At 35.7% G+C, this 21,452-nt stretch carries 19 protein-coding genes and 1 pseudogene; 11 read left to right on the top strand and 9 right to left on the bottom strand.

Features of this window, described 5'->3' with window-relative positions; all coding sequences use genetic code 11:
• Positions 1-4: 4 nt before the first annotated feature.
• Positions 5-5,491 (bottom strand): Ig-like domain-containing protein, encoded by a 5,487-nt coding sequence (locus KMW28_RS06225; protein ID WP_169664142.1) that lies wholly within the window; start codon positions 5,489-5,491, stop codon positions 5-7.
• 171 nt (positions 5,492-5,662) lie between these two features.
• Positions 5,663-6,724 carry a lactonase family protein gene (locus KMW28_RS06220; RefSeq protein WP_169664143.1) on the bottom strand — a complete coding sequence of 354 codons (1,062 nt, stop codon included), beginning with the start codon at positions 6,722-6,724 and terminating at the stop codon, positions 5,663-5,665.
• 202 nt (positions 6,725-6,926) lie between these two features.
• Here KMW28_RS06220 and KMW28_RS06215 point away from each other — a divergent pair, with 202 nt between their 5' ends.
• The 4 genes from KMW28_RS06215 to KMW28_RS06200 all read left to right on the top strand — a co-directional run bounded on the left by KMW28_RS06215 (position 6,927) and on the right by KMW28_RS06200 (position 10,098).
• Positions 6,927-7,199: a SelT/SelW/SelH family protein gene (locus KMW28_RS06215; RefSeq protein WP_066213189.1), complete on the top strand. Its 273-nt coding sequence runs from the start codon at positions 6,927-6,929 to the stop codon at positions 7,197-7,199.
• Positions 7,200-7,345: 146 nt separating this feature from the next.
• The gene (gldA, locus tag KMW28_RS06210; RefSeq protein WP_169664144.1) at positions 7,346-8,254 is read left to right on the top strand and encodes a gliding motility-associated ABC transporter ATP-binding subunit GldA; all 909 of its coding nucleotides are present in this window, start codon (positions 7,346-7,348) and stop codon (positions 8,252-8,254) included.
• Positions 8,255-8,391: 137 nt separating this feature from the next.
• Positions 8,392-9,198 carry a DUF2490 domain-containing protein gene (locus tag KMW28_RS06205; RefSeq protein WP_169664145.1) on the top strand — a complete coding sequence of 269 codons (807 nt, stop codon included), beginning with the start codon at positions 8,392-8,394 and terminating at the stop codon, positions 9,196-9,198.
• A 9-nt stretch (positions 9,199-9,207) separates the two neighbouring features.
• Positions 9,208-10,098 carry an MORN repeat-containing protein gene (locus KMW28_RS06200; protein WP_169664146.1) on the top strand — a complete coding sequence of 297 codons (891 nt, stop codon included), beginning with the start codon at positions 9,208-9,210 and terminating at the stop codon, positions 10,096-10,098.
• A gap of 82 nt (positions 10,099-10,180) precedes the next feature.
• On the opposite strand, the gene KMW28_RS06195 is transcribed toward KMW28_RS06200, so the two are convergent.
• The 4 genes from KMW28_RS06195 to KMW28_RS06180 all read right to left on the bottom strand — a co-directional run bounded on the left by KMW28_RS06195 (position 10,181) and on the right by KMW28_RS06180 (position 14,663).
• A complete protein-coding gene (locus tag KMW28_RS06195) occupies positions 10,181-11,734 on the bottom strand; it encodes a M20/M25/M40 family metallo-hydrolase (protein WP_169664147.1) in 1,554 nt (517 codons plus the stop codon).
• Between the two features lie 143 nt (positions 11,735-11,877).
• Complete coding sequence (gene murI, locus KMW28_RS06190; protein ID WP_169664148.1) at positions 11,878-12,657, bottom strand: glutamate racemase; 780 nt, start codon at positions 12,655-12,657, stop codon at positions 11,878-11,880.
• Positions 12,657-13,565 carry a hypothetical protein gene (locus KMW28_RS06185; protein ID WP_169664149.1) on the bottom strand — a complete coding sequence of 303 codons (909 nt, stop codon included), beginning with the start codon at positions 13,563-13,565 and terminating at the stop codon, positions 12,657-12,659. Before KMW28_RS06185 ends, murI begins: the two co-directional genes overlap by 1 nt.
• A gap of 3 nt (positions 13,566-13,568) precedes the next feature.
• A complete protein-coding gene (locus tag KMW28_RS06180) occupies positions 13,569-14,663 on the bottom strand; it encodes a DUF1573 domain-containing protein (protein WP_066209221.1) in 1,095 nt (364 codons plus the stop codon).
• Between the two features lie 394 nt (positions 14,664-15,057).
• Between KMW28_RS06180 and KMW28_RS06175 the strand changes: the two genes are divergently transcribed.
• On the top strand, positions 15,058-15,615 hold the full coding sequence (locus KMW28_RS06175; RefSeq protein ID WP_066209227.1) for a SiaB family protein kinase: 558 nt from the start codon (positions 15,058-15,060) through the stop codon (positions 15,613-15,615).
• Between the two features lie 13 nt (positions 15,616-15,628).
• Complete coding sequence (locus KMW28_RS06170) at positions 15,629-16,006, top strand: DUF1987 domain-containing protein (RefSeq protein ID WP_169664150.1); 378 nt, start codon at positions 15,629-15,631, stop codon at positions 16,004-16,006.
• A 63-nt stretch (positions 16,007-16,069) separates the two neighbouring features.
• Here KMW28_RS06170 and KMW28_RS06165 read toward each other — a convergent pair whose 3' ends face one another.
• The 3 genes from KMW28_RS06165 to KMW28_RS06155 form a co-directional block, all read right to left on the bottom strand.
• Positions 16,070-16,978, bottom strand: a complete 909-nt coding sequence (locus tag KMW28_RS06165) for a site-specific tyrosine recombinase (protein ID WP_169664151.1) — start codon at positions 16,976-16,978, stop codon at positions 16,070-16,072.
• Positions 16,979-16,980: 2 nt separating this feature from the next.
• On the bottom strand, positions 16,981-17,277 hold the full coding sequence (locus KMW28_RS06160; protein WP_158297642.1) for a hypothetical protein: 297 nt from the start codon (positions 17,275-17,277) through the stop codon (positions 16,981-16,983).
• A gap of 69 nt (positions 17,278-17,346) precedes the next feature.
• Positions 17,347-17,955: a hypothetical protein gene (locus tag KMW28_RS06155; protein ID WP_169664152.1), complete on the bottom strand. Its 609-nt coding sequence runs from the start codon at positions 17,953-17,955 to the stop codon at positions 17,347-17,349.
• A gap of 223 nt (positions 17,956-18,178) precedes the next feature.
• Here KMW28_RS06155 and KMW28_RS06150 point away from each other — a divergent pair, with 223 nt between their 5' ends.
• The 5 genes and pseudogenes from KMW28_RS06150 (at position 18,179) to KMW28_RS06130 (ending at position 21,412) form a co-directional block, all read left to right on the top strand.
• Positions 18,179-18,496 carry a thioredoxin family protein gene (locus tag KMW28_RS06150; protein ID WP_169664153.1) on the top strand — a complete coding sequence of 106 codons (318 nt, stop codon included), beginning with the start codon at positions 18,179-18,181 and terminating at the stop codon, positions 18,494-18,496.
• Complete coding sequence (locus KMW28_RS06145; RefSeq protein WP_169664154.1) at positions 18,496-18,735, top strand: DUF6952 family protein; 240 nt, start codon at positions 18,496-18,498, stop codon at positions 18,733-18,735. The genes KMW28_RS06150 and KMW28_RS06145 overlap by 1 nt, the downstream gene beginning before the upstream one ends.
• Before the next feature lie 58 nt (positions 18,736-18,793).
• A pseudogene (gene hisE / locus KMW28_RS06140) lies at positions 18,794-19,066 on the top strand (phosphoribosyl-ATP diphosphatase); the annotation flags it as partial.
• A gap of 77 nt (positions 19,067-19,143) precedes the next feature.
• Positions 19,144-19,494, top strand: coding sequence for a hypothetical protein (locus tag KMW28_RS06135; RefSeq protein ID WP_169664155.1), 351 nt, complete (start codon positions 19,144-19,146; stop codon positions 19,492-19,494).
• Positions 19,495-19,906: 412 nt separating this feature from the next.
• The gene (locus tag KMW28_RS06130) at positions 19,907-21,412 is read left to right on the top strand and encodes a helix-turn-helix domain-containing protein (RefSeq protein WP_262899382.1); all 1,506 of its coding nucleotides are present in this window, start codon (positions 19,907-19,909) and stop codon (positions 21,410-21,412) included.
• The last annotated feature ends 40 nt before the right edge of the window (positions 21,413-21,452 follow it).

Here is a 21,452-nt window from a genome sequence, read left to right as displayed (position 1 = left end):
TGGGTTATTTAGCAAGAACAACATATCCCGATCGAACAGGAGATCCGTCTTTTAAGTCAACTTTATAGAAATAGGTAGATGCAGGTAAGATATTACTTCCAACCCCATTTTGGTTATTGGTGCCTTCCCATCGGACACTTGTGTTATCGTATCCGCTGGCATTATAAATAGCATTTCCCCAACGGTTATAAATGGTTACTTCGTTGTTTGGATAGAATTCAATATCCTTAATGTGCCAATAATCATTTATGCCATCGTTGTTTGGAGTGAAAGATGAATAAATCACTAACTCAGGCCCAATTTGAATAAGTACTGCAGCATCTTCATCGGCATAACGCATACCGTTGGTGGCGTTCCAATGCAGACTATCATTCCCAGCAAATCCATTATCAGGCGAATAAATCAATTGATCCAAACTATCTGCACTAATTATTTGATTGATCATCACCTCCTGATCGTCAAAAGTAATATCACCATGTTCGGGTAACGATAGAATCCTGATGGCCATCATTGCTGAATCCCTTGGATCGGTAAAGGCATTTTCGAAATCTGAAAGAGTAATTGGGATATCTTCATTTTCACTACCCTTCTTAGTGATATCCACCACTACAGGAGTAATATTATCGAGTTGCTCCACCATGTGGAAAGTGATACTACTCGATGACCTACCCCAGAATTCACCATTATAAACGTTATACCTCACTTGATCATCACCTAAGTAATCGGTGTTTGGTCTGTAAACTATATCGTCTAAATCATTCCTTGATATTCCTTGTAATACTGTTATTTGAGTATTATTTAAGAACAAGGTTCCGTCACTTGGATCATTCTCAAAACGAACAGAATCCAAGGCCATGTTATTCGGATCAGTATAATGATCTTCAAAATCTAACAACGAAAGTGGGAGGTCCTGATTTTTTTCTCCATATTTTTCGAAAGGCAATGGTAATGGTGCATCAGGAGAAGTTACTACAGTGATTCTTATGATGGCTTCGGAAGATCCGTCTCTATCATCGGTAATGAAATAACGAGCATAGGTCAATCCTGTAAAACCAGTTGTTGGTGTAAATCTCACTTGATTATTTTCGATAACCACAGTACCGTCTGCGGTATGAATTTCTTCCATATCCACTTGAGTGACATATATAGAATCTCCATCTTGATCAGAATCATTAGCAAGAACATCTATCAAAATAGAGGCATTTTCTACAGTTGTTGCTATATCATTTACAGCTGTCGGTGGATGCGTTTTTTGATATAGATGTATTCTCACGTTACCATCGGCATCGGCAAACTGAGTTCCATCAGATCCATTCCAATTAAAGTTTTCGGTAATTTCCTGTTCCGGTAAATTATTGATGTAATACAACTGATCAATATCTGCTGTGTTTATTTCCTGATTCACTGCAATGGCCGTTTGAGGTTGGGTATATATTGTCCCCTGTGACGGTAATGAAGTAAATTTGATCTTTTGTAGCGTTTGACTATCCCTAAACCTAGATTCAAAATCATGTGCAGAGAAGTGAATAGTATCACCTACATACCCACCGTAGTAAAGATTTCCAACTTCTGGGGCATCATTAGTAATATTAATGTGTATAGTTGCAGTACTTGTTCCTTCTCTACCATCTGATATTACATAATCGATAGTAGCTGCATTGGCATCACTACCTACATAACCATATTCAGGTACAAAATAAACTCTTTGCTCTACTATGGAAGCTGTACCATGTTCCACATTTGTTATTCTAGTGATGAAAATTGAATCATTATCATCATCATAATCATTTGCCAAGGCATCAATAATTACAGATATATTTGCCACTGTTCCGGTAAAATCATCCACAGCAACAGGTTCATGTCTCACATCTCTTATAAATATATTGATGGTCGCATCCTGAGTACTCACATCTCCAGGCTGATCAATTACATTATAAAGGAATGAAGTTAAACCACTAAAATATTGATCTGGATCAAAAATAAAGTTTGGTGTTGTGGCATCATCATCATCAAAACCAGCTATATCAATTTCATCACCTATAGATAGGGTGTCTCCGTTGTAGGTTAGAACACCATTTCCTGGTAACGATTTAATGACAATCTTAGATAAAGGTTGATTGGTTTCACTATGATAATGGGTGAGGAAATCATTTGGCTCAAAGTATATATTTTGATTTTTCAAACCATATTTCCAAAAGTCAAGTATCACAATGTCCTTCAATAAATTGATAAAGACATGATAGGTAGAATCGGACTCTGTTGTATTTGAATCTATGACTTTAAAATCAAATTCTGAGTAATGAATAATATCATCAACCCCTGGAACAAATACATCTGAAGTGTATTGAACATTAAAACCTCCTGTTGCATCTAATTCCTGACCAACAGTTACTGGCACATAAGTTCCTGAACCATTATAGGTTAAAGTCCCTTTATCTGGTAAAGACACAATCTTCACTTTACTAAAAGTCGCTCCAACGTCTACTGTTGAAAACTCAAAATATTGTGTGATTAGGCCCGTCTCAGGTGTTACTTCTCTAACAACAACCGTAGTATCTCTAGAGATTGGAGGATCGGCAATTGGGTTAACATTTATCGTAAAGGTATGTCGTATCGAATGGTGATGAGTTAAATCAACACCCGTATTGTCTTTTACTCTGAAATTAAAAATACAGTATGGGTTATGATTATCGTTACTTTGATCTTCAATAGGATAGTACCTTAATAGTGCAGGATTAGGAATTTCATACCCAATAGTTAACTGATAGATAGTAATTGTATCACCGTCATATACCAAGTGTCCTCTAAAGTTTAAAGGATCAAGAGGGAAACTGACACGAATGCCATCAAATGTATCTCCATCTTCATCATTAAATGTGAAATCTGCGGCAGAAAAATCGTAGAAGGTGTCCTCATCAATTGTTCTTGTTTCATCTTGTGATGTTGGTCTTGATTTAATATCTATATAGGTATTGGCTACATTACTACTCACATTTGTTGTCGTAATGTTCAAGACAGTAGTGATCGATCTTCGATCAAAATTGGTTAAAGCAGCATTGGTAAAATGTACCATCTGCAAAGCCTCTTCGAATTCAGCTTTAGTTCCACCTCCATCTAGGGTTATTTGATTTGTTCCCGAAGTGTAGGACCAAGTTAAACTTCCTGGTAATGTCCCTCTAACGGTAAGAGAATCGGTGGATTCTATGGTGGTTAAATTGATGACTGCATTAGAAATAAAATTAGTCCCTAATAAAGTAATTTTCGTGTCTTCATCACCTAATTCCCCTGATGTTTCTGAGCCTTTGTAATACACCGTTTGATAATCAGCCCCGCCAATACCTGAACTGTTATTATTATCCAAATCTACTGTAGGAGGAATCACACATCCATTAATTTCTAATTTTAAGGATAGGTTATTAGAGTAATCACATTCCAATAAAGGAGTATAAACTGTATCTGCAGGAAGAGGTACGCTTACGAAACTCCCATCAAAAGCATATGGATTATGATTGGCTAAGATGTATAATTCGATGGTGTTTGTTCCATCTTGAGGCACCAATGCGTTTACAATAGTCGATTCTCCAGGTTGAATAGTTTGAGTTAAATGCACTGTATCAATAACTACTGCCGTTGAACTGCTATAAGGATCACCATTGTAAAGTGTTACAGGAGTTCCTAAAGCGGCAGACCAATCTCCTTGATTTTCGATAGTAATATTGATAGGTATATCTGATCCATCTGCACAATCGGATAAATCAGCTTCTATATCTGGAATGATTAAATCTGGAGTGGCAAAAGAGATATTTAGACTATCGGTAATGAAAGGGGTTTGACTTAAAAAAGAATTCAGTGTTCCTTCAAAGTAAGGGTTAAAGTTGTCTTGTGGGGATACCGGTATGGTCAAATCATCGTTGATATTCGTTACGTGATAACCGTGTTGATTCCATAAATTTCTACAAGAAACCCATGGAGAGTCATAAGAACCCCAAACTTGAATAAAACCTAGGGCATCGGCATCGGGACCGTTTACATCTTGTGCAGCCATAACAATTTCGGCTTGTCCATCGGCGTTTACATCAGCAACTAAGGGGTACTCTGTTCTTGTACCTGCTCTCGAAATCACTTTCGATACTTCAATAAAAGTTTGACTGTCTTCATCCCATCTCCATATAAATAGGTTTTCTTCTTCCGAATAAACTACTTCTATATTTCCATCACCATCAAAATCGAATAAAGTAGAACCCGTCATCTGAGATCCATCGTCCAGCTTTGTTCTTTTCCATTTCTCCACTAAGGAGTTCGAAGAGGCATTGTATTCTAATACTACATATTGGTTTTTCCCTGCCGTTCCGACTTCGATCATACCGTCGTTATCAAAATCTCCTAGATTACAACGACCAATCTTATCTGAGTTTTCGAAGACATAGTTTCCTAGATAAGTTTGAGTGTATGGTGACCATAAATAAATAGAAATATCATTTTTATTAATTTTGGCAGCTACAATCACCTCTAATTTATTGTTACCGGTAAAGTCGCCAATACTCACAAAACCATCACCTGGACGGAAATAATTACTATACCCAGATGGTAAAGGACAACTTACTAATTCGGTTAAAGTACCTCCAGTAAGATCCACCGCATATACTTTACCTCCGGCAATTAATTCCAAACCATCTACTTCGCTTCCGAAAGTACCTCCATTTGGATTGGCATCACCAGGCTGAAAAACATCATATGCCAAAGTATAGGAGTCTTCGATTTTGTTTCCTTGATCCGTACTCATGTTATACGAAAAGGAACCACTATTCTTAGCAGAATCGGGAGCGACCAATCGATCTAAGGTGACTGCATTAAATATGGCATTACCTAGGTAGACTTCAGGGACGCCGTCTCCATCGAAGTCTGCAATCTGTGGCGTTTGAAGATTGGATACCACCTTTTGTGTAGCTTCGGCAATAAAACGGTCGGATAAATACTCATAACGTCTAATAGTTCTATTTTCATTCACGAAAATATCTCCGAGACCATTTTTATCCACATCCGCAATGGCTACTTGAGTATAAGCATGCGTATTTCCTTTTTCGGTAATTTGTTGGAGTAGTGTTCCGTCAGCCCCACTAAAGATATTAATGTAGCCGGGTTCCCCTTTAGGCATAGATTTACCGATAAGTTCTGGAATACTATCTAAATCCAAGTCGGCCACCATTACTCCAGAACGTTGTTCTATTTTCGCCACATTAGGGTCTGTAGAAAACTTAGGTACAATATTAAAGTTGGGAACAATGGGAGGGATAACTTGACAATTGGCAGAATCATTGCCAAAATAGAAGCCATCGCAACCGGGGAAATTGGTACAGTCGGGGTCGAAACAATCTACCAATCCATCATTATCGTCATCAATACCATTATCACAGATTTCTGTCTGAGCATAAGAGAACGCTGGTATGATAATAAGCAAGACAACTAATAGTTCTTTTAAACGATTGATCATCAGTAATAGTAGAGAAAGATTTTTGAGTTATGTTTTTGGTTTTACATTTTAAATATAATAACATTTGCAATGTTACACGCAACTTACATTAAGATATTTTATGATTTTTAAAATTAGGCAAAAAAAAATCCTCTAAATATAAATTTAGAGGATTGAGATTGTATTATTTGATTAAAAGACAATATTGACCGGCATACTAATTTCTGCTTCGCCGACAAATTCTAATAAACCTGTCTCTTTATTTCTTTTAAATAATGTGATGTTATCAGACTCTTGATTCGCTACAACAATATAATTCTGTTTTGGTGAGAAAGAGAAATCTCTTGGAGAATCACCTCTTACGCTTTCATGACCAATGACTTCTAATTGTCCATCTTGTAATACTTTAAATATCACTATGCTATTATCGCCTCTATTGGTCGCATACAAAAATTTCTTGTCCTTGCTCATTTTAATGGCTGCACCTGTATTAGCATCAGTAAATCCTTCTGGCAACATAGAAATTTCTTGTACTAGTTGAGGGGTGTTCCCTTCTTTATTGTAAACAGCTACTTTAGAAGTCAGTTCTTCCAATACATAAATATGACCTCCGTTATCAACCAAATGTCTTGGTCCACCTCCAGGTGTAATTTGAAAAGAGAACTTTTCTTGCAAACCATCTTTAGCCATATGATACGCATGTACTTCATCTCCACCTAAATCTACTGTGTAAAGTGTTTTAGAGTGTTTTACAAAGTTAGAGAAGTGTGCATGAGAAGCTTCCTGACGTCCTGTATTCGGACCCGTCTTATCATATTTGATCGTTTGCTTTATTTCTGATAATTTTTTGTCTTCGATTTTGAAGACAGACACATTTCCAGAACCATAATTGGCAACATATACATTGTTACTTCCATCAAATGATATGTGACACGGATAAGACCCTTTAGTATGTTGTCTGTTTACGAGATGGTATTGACCATCCAACACCTTGTATAAACTTACCGTTCCTTCTTCACTTTCATTCAGTACTCCTAAATATTTACGGTTTTTAGAATAAGCTACATAAGATGGATTTTGTGCTTTGATAATTACTCCATCTACAAATAAGTGCCCTGTTTCCTGTTCGAGTGTTACTTTATACACACCTTTTGAATCCTTTTGAGTGTAAGTTCCCACTAAAAAGGAAACTTGTTGAGACATTGCTCCCAATGAAAGCATCATTGAAGCAATTGTTAAAATCAGTTTTTTCATTTTTTGTCAGTTAGATAAGTCTATTCTTTTGAGATACCTATCAATATTATTTAAGAAGGAAATTTAGACAATTATAAGCGACTAAAAAAACCTATCTTCTTTTAAAGATTAGTTTTGGTATAAGGATTGATAATTTATGATGTATTTAATCATCAGAGTTAGATAAAATAGATTTCCGTCGACTTTGATTCAAATGATGATCATGGAGAAGATAAAGATTTCAATAGAGTTTTGTACACTTTGTCATTGGACCCCTCGAGCGGTGTGGATGACACAAGAATTACTATATACTTTTCAGAATGATGTAGCTGAAGTAAAATTGATTCCAACAGATGGAGGGGTATTTAGAATTTCTGTAGATGATGAGGTAGTTTGGGACCGAAAAGAGTCGGGATTCCCAGAACCCAAAGCGGTCAAACAAAAAATTAGAGATGTTATTGATCCAAAAAGATCTTTAGGGCACTCTGATAAATAGAAATAATTCATCCTTACTCCCTCATTATTAACGATGTACAACCTCCCACATTAAATTATTGCCTATATATGTTAATTTAGGATTTTTTGTGCGGGAAACTATACATCTTTAGTTTAAGCATTCATCAAAAAATATAATTTTGCAAAATGAGTATTCAAGTAACCAATCTTACAAAGAAATACGACGAGCAGACAGCGGTAAATAATATTAGTTTCGAGGCAAAGCCAGGAGAGATCTTGGGCTTCTTAGGACCTAATGGTGCCGGAAAATCTACGACCATGAAAATTGCTACCTGCTATGTTCCCCCCACTCAAGGAACGATTAAAGTATGTGGTTTTGATGTAGTAGATCAGCCTATCGATGTACGTAAGAAAGTAGGATATTTACCTGAACATAATCCTTTGTATTTGGATATGTATGTTCGGGAGTATTTGGATTACTCAGCATCTCTATACAAAATTAAAGGACAGAAGAAGAGAGAGAAGATAGAGGAGATGATTGAACTTACGGGCTTGACTAGAGAACGTAAGAAGAAAATTGGTGCATTATCAAAGGGATATCGTCAAAGAGTAGGTTTAGCACAAGCGCTTATTCACGATCCGGAGGTTCTAATTTTAGACGAACCTACCACTGGTCTTGATCCTATTCAATTAGAAGATATCAGATCTTTGATAAAAAAAGTAAGTAAAAACAAAACCGTCATGCTTTCTACTCACATCATGCAAGAAGTACAAGCCTTGTGTGATCGAGTAGTCATTATTAGAAAAGGAGATATTGTCGCGAATGACAGTGTTGAAAATTTACGTCACTTAGGAGCTAAAACCACTATCAGTTTAACTTACGAAAAACCAACAGAAGCATCTTTTTTAAATTCTATCGAAGGTATAGAAAAACTCGAACTGATTAACGAACAGCAAATTTTAGTACACTACTCTCAAGACATAGATTTAAGAGGGGATATATTTAGAGCGTCTGCAAATAACAATGCAGCCATTATTGAGATGAATATGCAAATGCAATCCATGGAAGAAATTTTCCAGCAGTTGGCTCAATAATAGACCTTACTATCCTTTTTTTTATTATTTTTACTGCATTAACTGTATTGAGTAAATTAGAATTTTCATTGTTTTTAATACTGAGATGGTATTAAATCAGGGGCATTTTTTCTCTTCTTACTATTTATTTTTTTTACATGCTAAGAAAACTACAAGCTTTATTTATACTACTGAGTATAAGTTCATTCAGCCTTTTTGCACAAGAGGGACCAGAGGTTAATCTTGAGGAAACAGGCCTTTGGGAAGGTGTGTACATTAAAGTCAGATTTTCTGAGAAATTTGGCTATTATGGGGAGCACCACTATCGTTCGAGAAATGCTATCGACAATGTAAATTCATTTGTTGGAAGACCGAGACAGATCTATAACAGAGCAGGTCTAAACATATTTTTCAACGATTACTTTGAAGCCGTAATTGGTCCAACATACGTGGTCAATTATACTCCTGAACCTGGTAATGATGAAGAATACGAACCGTTCACAAACGAGTTCCGTATTTGGCATCAGTGGCTATTTAAAATGCCTGCCATGGGAAGGGTAAAAATGTATCATCAATTCCGTTTCGAACACAGATGGAAAAGAAAAAATGATATTGGTGCAGAATACGATTATACCAACAGGTATAGATATAAAGTTTTTGCCTATATCCCCGTAAACAAACCTAAAATTGAAAAAGGGTCAATTTTTGTTTCTCCAAGTGCAGAGATCTTTATGCATTCTGGAGAATCGATTGCTTACAACCCTTTTGAAGATTTCCGTACCTATAATGGTGTAGGTTATGTTATCAACAATAGCTTTACATTGTTTGCTGGTCATATGTGGACCATAGGACAAAAAACTTCTGGGTATCAATATAGAACAAGTCATATTTTCAGAATCAACGTATTTATTGGTTTAGATACCAGAAAAGGCGATGCTATTCCGAAGATCAACCTTGGTTATTAATTATCAGTTATGAAAAAAATACTTTATACTATTCCTTCTTTAATTATACTCATCGTAGTGGGATTTTATATGAAATCTCAAATTGAAGAGTTAGAAAAGGAAGTACTCGTATTAGAAGAGAAAAACGATGAATTGGAAAAATTATCACTAAAAAATAAAGCAGATTCTTTATTGATTAGTCATAATTTCACTGAAGCATTAATTCACTACCAAACGTTGGATAGCATTCATCAAACGAGTGCGCATACGGATAAAGCCATGGAGTACATCTCCTCTCAGAAGGTGCCTTATAATAAAATTAACGAGTTAGAAGAGCGTTATTATCATAAGGAAAACCATATTTCTGAGTTGCGTTTTAATCAAGATGAATTATCGGATAGTATCTATTACTTGAAGAAAGTCAATAGAACACTAACCATCGATAAGGGACATTTAGAGTCTGATCTATTTAAAAACTATAAAGAGATCAAGAACCTAAAAAAAGAACTTGATTTAAAAGACAAGCAAATCAACCGTTTGGATATCATCAACTTTGACGGTGCAGAGATTAAATATATTGGCGAGGTGAGAAATGAAGAAGCCAATGGTTTTGGCTATGCTGTTTTTGAGAAAAAAGGCTTCTATGAAGGTCTTTGGGAAGACAACATGCAAAACGGTAAAGGTATTTATACTTGGGCGAATGGCGACCGTTACGAAGGAAACTATAAAAACGGTATCAGAGACGGTTTTGGAGTTTATTACTTCCAATCTGGCGAAAGATACGAAGGTTTCTGGGCAAACAACTTAAGAGATGGTTTTGGTGTAATCTTCGATAAAGACAACAAAAAAATCTATGAAGGGGTTTGGAAAAAAGACAAGCCTAAAGGAAATAAGAAAGGAAAGGGTGAGAAGGAAATGTAATTCATTTTCACACATCATCAACAATAAAAAATCCCATCTTGATTTGCTCAAGATGGGATTTTTATTTTATCGGGACTTACGATTATTCATTCGCAATATCCCAAATATTTAAATAGCTTAATTTTGTAATTTCAGCTGCTTTATCCATCATAATTTTATCTGCATGATCAGATACTTGATGGTAATCTTCATGACCTCCTGTATGGTACCAGAAATAAGGAATACCGTAGCTATCGAAGTTCACATTATCTGATCCACCGGCTTCACCTTTTTTCGACTTCCCATCAAACATTTCTAAGTTCAATGAATAATCTTTGATATTTTGCTCGTTTAGATCCCAAGTTTCAGGATGTTCGGCAGTGTAGATAAAGCTCACTTGATTGTCTTTTGAGTGCCAATCCCCTCTTCTACCAATCATATCAAAGTTAAGATACATCTTGATTTGTGACGGATCTTTATAATTCAGCAAGAAGTTTCTGGAACCGTGCAAGCCTTTTTCCTCGCCCGTCCAAGAAGCAAATAACATCGTTCTTTTTGGTTGAACACCTGTTGCTTTCACGGCTTTTGCGATACCTAAAATTGCAGCAACACCAGAGGCGTTATCGTCGGCACCATTCCATATATACCCCTCTCTTTTACCCAAGTGATCGTAGTGAGCACCAATGGCTACTACAGAGTCAGGCATCTGTCCCGTCACTTTTGCCAATACATTTCTCAGTCTCTTTCTCTCCACAATAGCATTTGATTTAAATGTGGCAGATTTTGCTGAAAGTGATGGAGTATACAGTTTCGCTTCACCCACACTCTTCATGTATTTAAACACTTCGTTCTTATTAATAAGACTAGCCATTAAGTATTCACCACCCATAAACACAGGGGCAATTTTACTTGGCTTTGATACTGGGCTATAAAATCTTGTATCGTAAAAAGAAGATAGTTTATGATCTCCCTCGTAGTACTTTCTATTGTCTCTGAATGGAAAGTTGGCGGCTGTTGTTGGTAACTGACCTAAAGCATCAATTTCAATAATGGCCAAAGCACCATATTGCTCTGCTAACTTCTCTTTCGTTTTGTGCAATTGCTTTGCTGGCAGATCTTTTAACGCTTCACCTACTTTCCCTTTCGTCGGTTTGCCTTTTAATCTTAACCACACTTTACCTTCCACATTCTTTTTGTAGAAGTCGTTATACTTTAAAGAATCGATATCTAAACCATAGCCTACAAATACAATATTTCCTTTCCCTGAAATAGAAGCAGGAGCCGCTTTCACTTCAAAATCGGTATGATAAGTAAACGTATGTTCTTGTCCATTATTCGTTTTTACAGATAAAAACTGCTTGTCTGCAGCTCTGTATTCAAGTACATCAAAATTTTGAAAATAAGTAGGCTGACCATCCACAGAATCACCTGCAGGCTCTAACCCCATAAATTCAAACATGCTTGCAATATATTCTGCGGCCCTGTAGGCACCCGGACGCCCGGCTTCTCTACCTTCCATCCAATCGGAAGATAAGTACGTTAATGAAGACTGAATTGTCGCCTCGTCAATTGCTTGTAGACCTTTATCTTTTGGAGATTGCTGTGCCCATAATGTAGAGACACTCAATAGTAAAACTGAAGTAAGTAATTTCTTCATTCTCATTTAGGTAGTATGTAATCGTTTTTAGTATTCAACTTTTAAGAATACCATATTTATGACACGAAAATCGTTAATCTAGTTCTTAATATAAATATTGAATCGTTAATATTAATTATCCTGATATAAAAAGAACACCTTGTTTATTCGTACATAAACAAGGTGTTCTCTTCATCAAGTTGAAGCAATTGAAGGATGTTCCTCCTATATTCTTTTACTTTTAATCCTGAAGTGATAAAGCGATAATACTTTTTGATTTCAGGTTTAGATTCATCTTTTTGATATAACCTTTGTGCTTGTTGGGCTACCGCAGGGGAAGGATCAATTAATCTGACCTTATCTCCCAACATCTTTTGTATGTCGTCTTTTAAGAACGGATAGTGTGTACACCCCAATACCAAATGATCCACACGATGTGCCTTCATTTTAGCAATAATTGGATAAAGCACTTGATGCGCTTTATAGGTCCCCATCAATCCTTTTTCAACCAACTCTACTAATCCTACTCCTTCTTGAATGATGACCTCCACTCCTTGTGCAAACTTTTCTTTTGTTTGCTTAAATAGTTTCCCCGAAAATGTTCCTTCTGTCGCCAATACTCCCACTTTTTTTGATGTTGAGGCCAAAGCTGCTGGTTTAATTGCAGGTTCCATTCCCACAAATGGAATATCGTACTTTTCCCTCAACGTATCTATAGCCGCTGCAGTCGCTGTATTGCAAGCAACAATAATTAACTGTGCTCCTTGTTCAATAAGTGCATCGACAATAAAAAAAGCTCTTTCTATCAACTCTTCCTTAGATTTTCTACCATAAGGACAGTATTGATGATCCGCAAAATAAACAATAGGTGTGTTCGGCATCAATTGCATCACTGCTTTTTGAACTGATAAGCCACCATATCCAGAATCAAAAATTCCAATCATTATTTACCTCTTTTTCTTGGGTCATTAGCATCAAAGAAATGCCAAGAAACAAACATATCTTGAACTTGGTTGGGCGATAAAACACCTACCTCTTTTGTTAACGGAAAATAGAAGAAAACATTATCATCAAATGGAAAAACTTTAAATGAGGTATTGTAAGTAGGCACCGTATCAGACATTTCTATTTCACAGAAAGGCTTAAACTTTTGAACCGTATCCTCATAAAATTGAGTTCCGTCTCTATATTCTTGCACTTGTAATTTAGGCAAAGCCGATATAAACTGATATACCGCCGCAGAATCTAAAGCAGTGACATCCTCTACTGCATAGAAAGGATCTTTGAATAGAATATTGACATTGTTCTCTGGGTTCAGTCTATAATTCATACTGAATGACTTTAAGGTCTTCCATGAAGTCCTAAAAACTGTTTTATCTCTCCAGCTAGTGTTAGCATCAAATAGTTGTTCGATATTGATAAACTGCCCAGGAATTTCTATTTGATAGGTTTTACCATTTTTCTGTCCAAAAGAGGATGCATCACCTGAAGATGCAATCACACCTTCAAAAATCGTTGCTCCTCCCGTCTGTACTTTCACTTCAACTCCTTTTGTTGGCAAAGCTGCTTCCGCTTGCTGAATGATAGATGTTTGTTGAATCGCTTGGAATAAGTTTCCTATCATTCTCGGCGCCACATCCACTTTTTTATTCAGCAACCATCTTCCATCGTCGGTACGTTGGATTTGTTGTCCATTCAAAACAAAACCATCGACCACAGATAAATCCATGATACTAAAGAAAGGGGTTCCTTTATCTTTCTCTCCAATACTTTCGAAGGAGATAAAAGAGAAACCTATGGCCAAAAGAAGACATAGGTTCACTCCGATTAATATTTTTATTCTTTTTGTCATTTTCTATTCCTCAGCAGATTTAACATCAGCAGAAATTTGCAATGTATTTTCTGGATGGTCCGGATCGTTTGTAATTACTGTAATCGATTTTGTTACAGATCTATTGTAGTTACCCGCAGTAAAAGTAACGTCCAATGTAGTCGATTCTCCAGGAGCTAATTCTGTTTTATTCGGCTTAGTCGCTGTACATCCACAAGAAGCTTTTACTTTACGAATTAATAATTTGGTTTTACCATCGTTTTTAATCGTAAACATCGTTGATGCTTTATCTAACGCCTTCATCTCGCCAAAATCGTGCTTTTTCTTATCAAAAGTTGCTTTAGGCCATTCTGCTTTTTTATCTGCCACACTAGAAAAATCTTCTTTAATATGTGCAGAAATATTGATACGTTTCTTTGGTTGTTTTACATCTGATGTTGGCAATTGGAAATATTCGAAAATATATCCGTAATCTGTTTTCTGTGAAGCATCATAGCTTAAGTAAACCACAAGTGTGTCTTCCGCCGCAACAGTTGATTTATCACCCCAAAAAGCCATATGCTTAGGCAATTTGACTTGATCGTAATATAATTCGATCGGATTTTTAGTCTGGTTATAGATAATTGTTGATAAAGTATCCTTCTCCGTATTTTTGATATTATTGAAGACAAAATGAGTGGTTTTGAAACGTAAACTCCCCATTTCCATAGGATACCAGTCTTTCGGACCCTTAGGTCTTGGAATCACATTACCTTTAATAGATAATAAAAGTACCTGTGGTGTTCCATTTGTTCGCACAGAGATGGTTTTATTAAATTTCCCTGGTCTGCTTTTCGTTGAATATTTTACATTAATGTATCCCTTGGCATTTGGAGCCACAGGATCTGTAGACCAATCTGGAGTGGTACATCCACAACTGGCTTTTACTGAAGTTAATGTAAGTGGTTTATTCCCTGTATTTGTAAATTCAAAAACGACATCGGCATCTCCGTCGCTTTCCTGAATTTCTCCGAAGTCGTGAATGTTTTTATCAAATTGAATTTTTGCTTGTCCGAAAACTAAAGAGTGATGAAATAAAATTCCTACACAAATGACTAACCAACTGATTTTCCCTTTCATCTTATTATTTGTTGAAATATTTTTTTTAATAACGTAAAATTAAAAGATCATTTATATACTGACAATCATTTTTTACCGTTATGACAATAAGTGGCAAAAAAGTTGTAGCAATAAAAGTAAATAGAGTGTAAAATTTCTATTTTGAAGTGAAAAACATCATTTTATCAATTATTTAAATGTAAAATGACTAAACTAAAAGGATCTTTTTTTACAGATGTAACCATGTTTTAAAAAATGATTCAATTTTTTCTTTCAAGAATTATGCTCTTTTTTTAAGTTTATTATTTTTAAAATAGTATCTTGGATGCTATCCTGAGCAACATAATCAGTTTTTTAACTATTGCCTAATTGATAGTTTTTACAGATTTTTTAAACGACAAAGAGGCCGATACTTATGGCATACATAGAACATTTCAGTGTTAAGACTTTTAAACAGCAATTGTCCGAAAGAAAAATATCTTTGGCTTTCCAAGGAATTTTCTCTCAGGATGTTCTTGCTCTTATAGGTAAAAGTCTTAGAAATACTCCTGAAAGTAGGGTTATAGCAAAACGTCTTTTCGCTATCGTCATCGAAATGGCTCAAAATATTCATCACTATTCTGCCGAAAAGCAATATTCTGAAAAAGATGGCAGAGATATTGGTGTAGGAATTGTGGCTATTGCAGAAGATGAAGATCACTATATCATCACTTCAGGAAACTGCATCATTAAAACAGAAGTTCCTCCTCTAATCGAAAGAGCGAACTACATTAATGGTTTGGATGCTGATGAGTTGAAGAAATTCTATCGCGAACAGCGTAAAATGCCTCAAAGGGAAGGTAAACCTGGTGCAAACCTTGGCTTTATCGACATGGTTAGAAAATCGGGTAACCCTATTGAAATAAACATAAAAGACTACGACGAAACTAGATCATTCTTTATTTTGTCGGTAAAAGTTAACAAAGAACTATAAAAAACGAATTAGCATGGAGAATTTCCATATTGACGGATCAACTTATATACCTAGAATCGATTTTAATGCTCAAACTGGAGTATTAGAACTTGAGGGTGAATCATATCACGAATATACGACTGAGTTTTTTGGACCAATTTTTAGTTGGTTAGAAGATTACCTTGAAGAAGCAGGAAAAACAATTACCTTAAACTTTAAAATGTCATATTTCAATACGTCATCTTCGAGACGTTTCTTAGAAATTTTGACAATGTTAGAAGATTATCAAAACGATAAGGGTGGTAACGTTACTGTGAACTGGTACTACGAAGAAAACGATGTAGATATGTTGGAAAGTGGTGAGGAATACTCTGATGATGTAGAGTTACCTTTCAACCTTCTTCCTTATTAAGATATAAGTATCTAAAAAATCTGTAAAAAGAGACTATTTCAATAAAATGAAATAGTCTCTTTTTTATGTCTGAATTCTCGGATGAAAATCCGTAATTATTTGCTGTAGGTAATCTTTATTCAGGTGAGTATACACTTCGGTCGTAGTAATTGATTCGTGACCCAGCATTTCTTGAACCGCTCTTAAATCTGCTCCTCCTTCGACCATATGCGAGGCAAAAGAATGCCTAAAGGTATGTGGAGAGATGTTTTTGCCTAAATCAATAGCTAAGGACAACCTTTTGATAATCGTAAAAATCATTACCCTCGTTAACCTTGCCCCTCTTCTATTCAAAAACACAATATTCTCTTCTCCCCTTTTAGGTGATTTTGTAATTCTATCGTTTTCCAAATAAAGGGTGACTTGTTTCATGGCTTCATAGCCAATCGGCACAAATCGCTCTTTATCGCCTTTACCAATGACTCTGATAAACCCTTCCTCAAAAAACAATGCGTCCAACGTTAGATTGACCAATTCGGAAACACGAATGCCACAACCGTACAATACTTCTAAGATGGCTTTATTTCTTCTTCCTTCATAAGTGGTCAAATCAATTGCTCCTATTAAAGCATCAATTTCTTCCACATCTAAAGTATCGGGTAATTTGCTAGGCAGTTTAGGTGCCTCTATCAGTTCTACAGGGTTATTTTCGGTAACATCTGTTTCGTTTAGATAATTATAAAACGATTTAATGGCAGATAACAACCTTGCCTGTGAGGAGGTAGCGACATGAAATTCTTTGTTCAAATAGGCTAAAAAGGTAAGCACATCACTTTGTGTGAGGGTAGTCGCATTCAGCTCACTTTCGTTCATCAAAAGATAATTCGATAGTTTAGAAACATCCCTAATATACCCCTCTATGGTATTTTCAGACATACTTCTTTCTAATTTCAAGTACATCCCAAAATCCTTAATCAACGCATTCCACTCCATAATTACTTACTCGACCAACGTTCTCTCATTTTCACTTTTTCCCATTCCCTACGTAAGGCAAGACGTGCTAAAGCATCGGCAATATCCGATAGACTACCTTCTTGGAAGGCCTCTTTCACTAAATCTTCTCTTACATCTATTCGGTAAAGCCCGTTCATTAATTTACTGGAGTCTGTTCGTAATAAATGCTCAAAATACTCCGAAAGTCGATCTGCTGTTTCACCAAAAGATTCGGCATCAAAACCGTCTTCTTCCAGTTCAAATCGATCACATATTTTTTTCCACGCTTCTATGTACATAAACATCAAGTTATAAAAAAAGAGTAAAGTTTCCACCTTACTCTTTAGATTATATTTTTTGAGATTGAACTAAACCCACTCGTCTGTTTCAATCGCTTCAAGCACTTCCACTAGACCGTCGAAAGTATTAACGCCAACACTCACTTCAGATCCGCCTTTTAAGGCAATACCTTCAGGCGAAGCTTGATCCAAAAGATCGTTTACTGTGTTTTCATCAAAACCACCACCGATGATCACTTTATACTCTTCAGTTAATGATTTAATTTTTGAAAAATCTTCTGATGATAAAGTATTAGAAAACTCTAACACAAACGTATCTACATCTGCTTCCAAAAGTGCCATTTGATGTTCCACCGCATCAAAGTCTTCGACCTTAATTTTGTACATCAAAGACTTACCTTGACCCGCAAGTTCTTTTACTAAAGCTGGATTGTCTGTAATTACTGACTCGATGGCATCATAAGCAGATAGATCTACATTTGCAGCATCATAGATTTCGCCTGCAAACTTAATTCCTGCCAACCAACTTGCAATTTCTTTGAACTTATCGGTAGAGACAAAACGAGGATGGTTTTCTTCAATCGGAAATCCAATCATTTCCACACCCATACCTGCACAATATCTTCCATCTCCTAAGTTATCCACATCGGACACATACACACGTGTTTTTAATCCCATCTTTGTATTTTTTATGGATGCAGCCTATTTAATCAGCTCAAAATAAGAATACTTTTTTTGCTGAAACATACTCTACCACATTCCTAGAATTTCAATATTTATTTCTATTTTTGCAAAGGTTATAAAATAGATTGAAAGGTGAAAATTAAGTATTCATTTTTATGTCTCAAAACCCTCGATCTATTTAATTTTTAGTAATATAAACACCCTAAAATAGATACATATGCCTGTTATTGATGCTAATGATGGTAATTTCAACACACTGATCACCGAGAATGATAAAGTGGTTGTGAAATATTTTGCTGGATGGTGCGGAAGCTGTCGTTTATTTAAACCAAAGTTTAAGCGATTATCTGGCGACGAAAGGTTCGAAGGAGTTACTTTCTTAGATGTAAATGCTGAGGAGAGTCCAGAAGCTAGAGCCTTGGCAGGCGTAAATAACCTTCCATTTTTTGCCATTTTTAAAGATGGGAAATTAGTAGAAGGCGGACCAATGTCTAAAGAAGACGCCGTTGTTGAACTTATTGAAAAATTGAAATAATGAAAATACCGGTAATTAAAAAATTGGTCGAGACCTATAGTCTTGAACAACTTCAAGCGGCTGAAGAAGCACTTGCAGAAGAACTAACTCCAGAGATAACTATCGAAGGAGAAGACGAAGGCGAACAACTAACACATGCTTTCGCAGCCATTTGGATTAAAGAGAAAGTAGAAGCTGGAGAGGAATTTAAAACCGCCTTAAGAGCTTACACACAAATGGTTAGAGGAAGCATCTCATAGATTATAGAAAACATTTTTAGATAAAATAAATTATAATAATAAGACTATGGCTTTAGAATTTATAGAGGCACTAGAAAAAACGATTAAGGATAGACACGAAAATCCTTCGGATACATCCTACACTAGTAGCCTTTTTGCTAAAGGAATTAATAAGGTAGCCCAAAAAGTTGGGGAGGAAGCAGTCGAACTTGTTATTGAAGCAAAAGATGACAACGAAGATTTATTCTTAAATGAAGCCGCTGACTTATTATACCATTATATTGTATTATTAAGAGCAAAAGGTTACAGCTTAGAAGATGTGACTAAAATATTAGAACAACGTCACAAATAAATTGGCTTCTGAAGTAGCTTTTTATTATCTTATTCTTATCTACAGAATAACATAATTTGCCCTACTACTTTATACAGATGAAGACCCTAGAAAACCTATCATTTCACAATATCTCGCTCATTGAGGACTACTTTGATGGAAAGCTATCACAACACGAAACAGAAAAGTTTCTCAGACGACTAATCTCTGATGCAGAACTTCGAGAAGATTTCGATCTTGTGATAGAATTAAGCCCTCAAATGGTCACTTGGTCATTAGACAAAAAACGTAGAGTTCGCTTAGCTTTCTCTACGAGACACTATGGTGCGGCTGCATTACCGAGCAAAGGTAATTTAGCAAAGGATCTTGTGGCTTATGGTACGGCAACTGTTGCCGCTGCTGGATTGCTGGTTTTCATCTCCGGATTATTTGTATTTCTAGCCTCTTAGGAAAAATATAAAAACTAAAAAGCCTATCCTCTGAAAGGATAGGCTTTTCTGAAAACGAAAAATTATATATCTGATTATTAGCTTTCCTTTTCTGGAAAAAGAACAGAAGAAAAGCATATATATTATTTGCTTTTAATCGATTCGCTAATCTTTGATACAAAAATAAATAAACGTAACAGTAAATAAAAGCGAAATTTCGCAAAACATTATATTTTTTACTAAATCTGTCCTAATTTTACAGTTATTATCTATTTATGCTGAAAAATCAGAACTTTTTTAGAGTAACTTTATAATAATTCGTAGATTGATAGAAATAAAACACCCTACACCTGCGAAAATTCAAAGTTCTATTTTGTCGTTGTAGATAATATAGACTGCAATCATTTAACCAAGTGCGAAAGAAGCCAAGCCTGTGATTTTAGAGGAAAATATCCGTCTCATATTCGGACTAAAAATCCGTATGTATAGACAAGAAAATAATTTTTCATTATCGGAGTTAGCCAAGAAAGCCGAGATGTCTGTTTCATATATCAATGAAATTGAAAAAGGAAAAAAATATCCAAAAAGGAATAAAATTACAGCTTTAGCCTCCTCTCTTGGTGTAAGTTATGATGAGTTAGTATCACTCAAAATTTCCAAAAAACTTGGTGCTATCTCCAAGCTTTTAAATTCCAACATCCTTCAAGAATTACCTTTAGATGTTTTTGGTCTAGAACCAAGAAACCTACTAGAGTTAATGTCTGATGCTCCTTCAAAATTATCGGCCTTCGTCAATACTATCGTTGAGATTTCTCGTAACTACAACCTTACGGTAGAGAATTTCTATTTCTCTGTATTAAGATCGTATCAAGAAATTCATGATAACTATTTTGAAGATATTGAAAAAGCAGCTCGTGAATTTAGAAAAAAGCAGATCAACGACGATGAACCTTTAGAACAACAACTCTATTCTTACCTCAGAAATTACTGTGGGTACGAAATTGATGATGAGTCTTTAAGTGAACATCAAGCGTTGGATACTTTCCGATCGGTCATTAAAATGAGCGACGATGGTATTCCAACCTTAATGATCAATAAAAAGCTAAATTCTAGACGCAAAACCTTTATTTACGCTCGTGAAGCGGCTTTCCAAGTTTTAGGCATCAAAGAGAGATCTATGACCTACTCTTGGATGAATGTGAAATCATTCGACATGCTTTTCAATGATTACATGGCGACGTATTTTGCAGGTGCTTTATTGATTCCTGAAGATAAAATCGTTGAAGATGTAAGAGAAATCGTAGAAAGCAGAACCTTCTCTTTCGATGGTTTTATCGATTTGATCCTTAAGCACAATACTTCTCCAGAAACATTCCTATATCGTCTTACTAGTATTCTTCCTAAACATTTTGGTTTAAGTAAAATATTCTTCTTACGATTAGACCATATTCCTGGAAGCAATAAATATACACTAACAAAAGAACTTCACTTAGACGGTCTTCATAGCCCTCACGGAACTGTACTTTCAGAACACTATTGTAGAAAATGGGTGTCGCTGAAAATCTTTGAAGATCTAGAGAAAAACAGAAAAGAAGGTATCGACCAAAAATACCTTTGCGATGCACAGGTTTCTCGATACATTACTTCTGGAAAAGAGTATTTCTGTATTTCTGTGGCTCGTGCCCTTCCTCTTGTTGACGAAACTATTGATACAAGTATCACGATTGGTTTCTTAATGAACGACGATTTTAGAAAGAAGACCAATTTATGGCAATCTGAAAAAGTAAGAATGGAGTTCGTGAACGAAACTTGCGAAAGATGTCCATCAGTGGACTGTTCAGTTAGAGCTTCTGAAGCAGATGTTTTAAAGAAACATCAACAAGAAAAGGAAAGAATTACTGCCTTAGAATCAATTTTAGGAAAAGGAGTTGTATCTTAGTAAGATAAATGCTTTTTATTTTAGATGAATATCATCTTCA

The sequence above is a fragment of the Flammeovirga yaeyamensis genome, from assembly GCF_018736045.1.
Lineage (GTDB): Bacteria > Bacteroidota > Bacteroidia > Cytophagales > Flammeovirgaceae > Flammeovirga > Flammeovirga yaeyamensis.
Note: the sequence above shows the minus strand (reverse complement) of the source record. Positions and strands in the feature narration are given on the sequence as shown.

Bases quoted from the DNA above. Each gene is read 5' to 3' on its own strand.
- KMW28_RS06205 (WP_169664145.1), top strand. From the start codon at position 8,392: ATGCTAAGAAAACTACAAGCTTTATTTATACTACTGAGTATAAGTTCA.
- KMW28_RS06170 (WP_169664150.1), top strand. From the start codon at position 15,629: ATGGAGAATTTCCATATTGACGGATCAACTTATATACCTAGAATCGAT.
- KMW28_RS06215 (WP_066213189.1), top strand. From the start codon at position 6,927: ATGGAGAAGATAAAGATTTCAATAGAGTTTTGTACACTTTGTCATTGG.
- KMW28_RS06175 (WP_066209227.1), top strand. From the start codon at position 15,058: ATGGCATACATAGAACATTTCAGTGTTAAGACTTTTAAACAGCAATTG.
- KMW28_RS06150 (WP_169664153.1), top strand. From the start codon at position 18,179: ATGCCTGTTATTGATGCTAATGATGGTAATTTCAACACACTGATCACC.
- KMW28_RS06145 (WP_169664154.1), top strand. From the start codon at position 18,496: ATGAAAATACCGGTAATTAAAAAATTGGTCGAGACCTATAGTCTTGAA.
- KMW28_RS06180 (WP_066209221.1), bottom strand. From the start codon at position 14,663: ATGAAAGGGAAAATCAGTTGGTTAGTCATTTGTGTAGGAATTTTATTT.
- KMW28_RS06195 (WP_169664147.1), bottom strand. From the start codon at position 11,734: ATGAAGAAATTACTTACTTCAGTTTTACTATTGAGTGTCTCTACATTA.
- KMW28_RS06220 (WP_169664143.1), bottom strand. From the start codon at position 6,724: ATGAAAAAACTGATTTTAACAATTGCTTCAATGATGCTTTCATTGGGA.
- KMW28_RS06135 (WP_169664155.1), top strand. From the start codon at position 19,144: ATGAAGACCCTAGAAAACCTATCATTTCACAATATCTCGCTCATTGAG.
- KMW28_RS06155 (WP_169664152.1), bottom strand. From the start codon at position 17,955: ATGGGATTAAAAACACGTGTGTATGTGTCCGATGTGGATAACTTAGGA.
- murI (WP_169664148.1), bottom strand. From the start codon at position 12,657: ATGATTGGAATTTTTGATTCTGGATATGGTGGCTTATCAGTTCAAAAA.
- gldA (WP_169664144.1), top strand. From the start codon at position 7,346: ATGAGTATTCAAGTAACCAATCTTACAAAGAAATACGACGAGCAGACA.
- KMW28_RS06185 (WP_169664149.1), bottom strand. From the start codon at position 13,565: ATGACAAAAAGAATAAAAATATTAATCGGAGTGAACCTATGTCTTCTT.
- KMW28_RS06225 (WP_169664142.1), bottom strand. From the start codon at position 5,491: ATGATCAATCGTTTAAAAGAACTATTAGTTGTCTTGCTTATTATCATA.
- KMW28_RS06160 (WP_158297642.1), bottom strand. From the start codon at position 17,277: ATGTACATAGAAGCGTGGAAAAAAATATGTGATCGATTTGAACTGGAA.
- KMW28_RS06165 (WP_169664151.1), bottom strand. From the start codon at position 16,978: ATGGAGTGGAATGCGTTGATTAAGGATTTTGGGATGTACTTGAAATTA.
- KMW28_RS06200 (WP_169664146.1), top strand. From the start codon at position 9,208: ATGAAAAAAATACTTTATACTATTCCTTCTTTAATTATACTCATCGTA.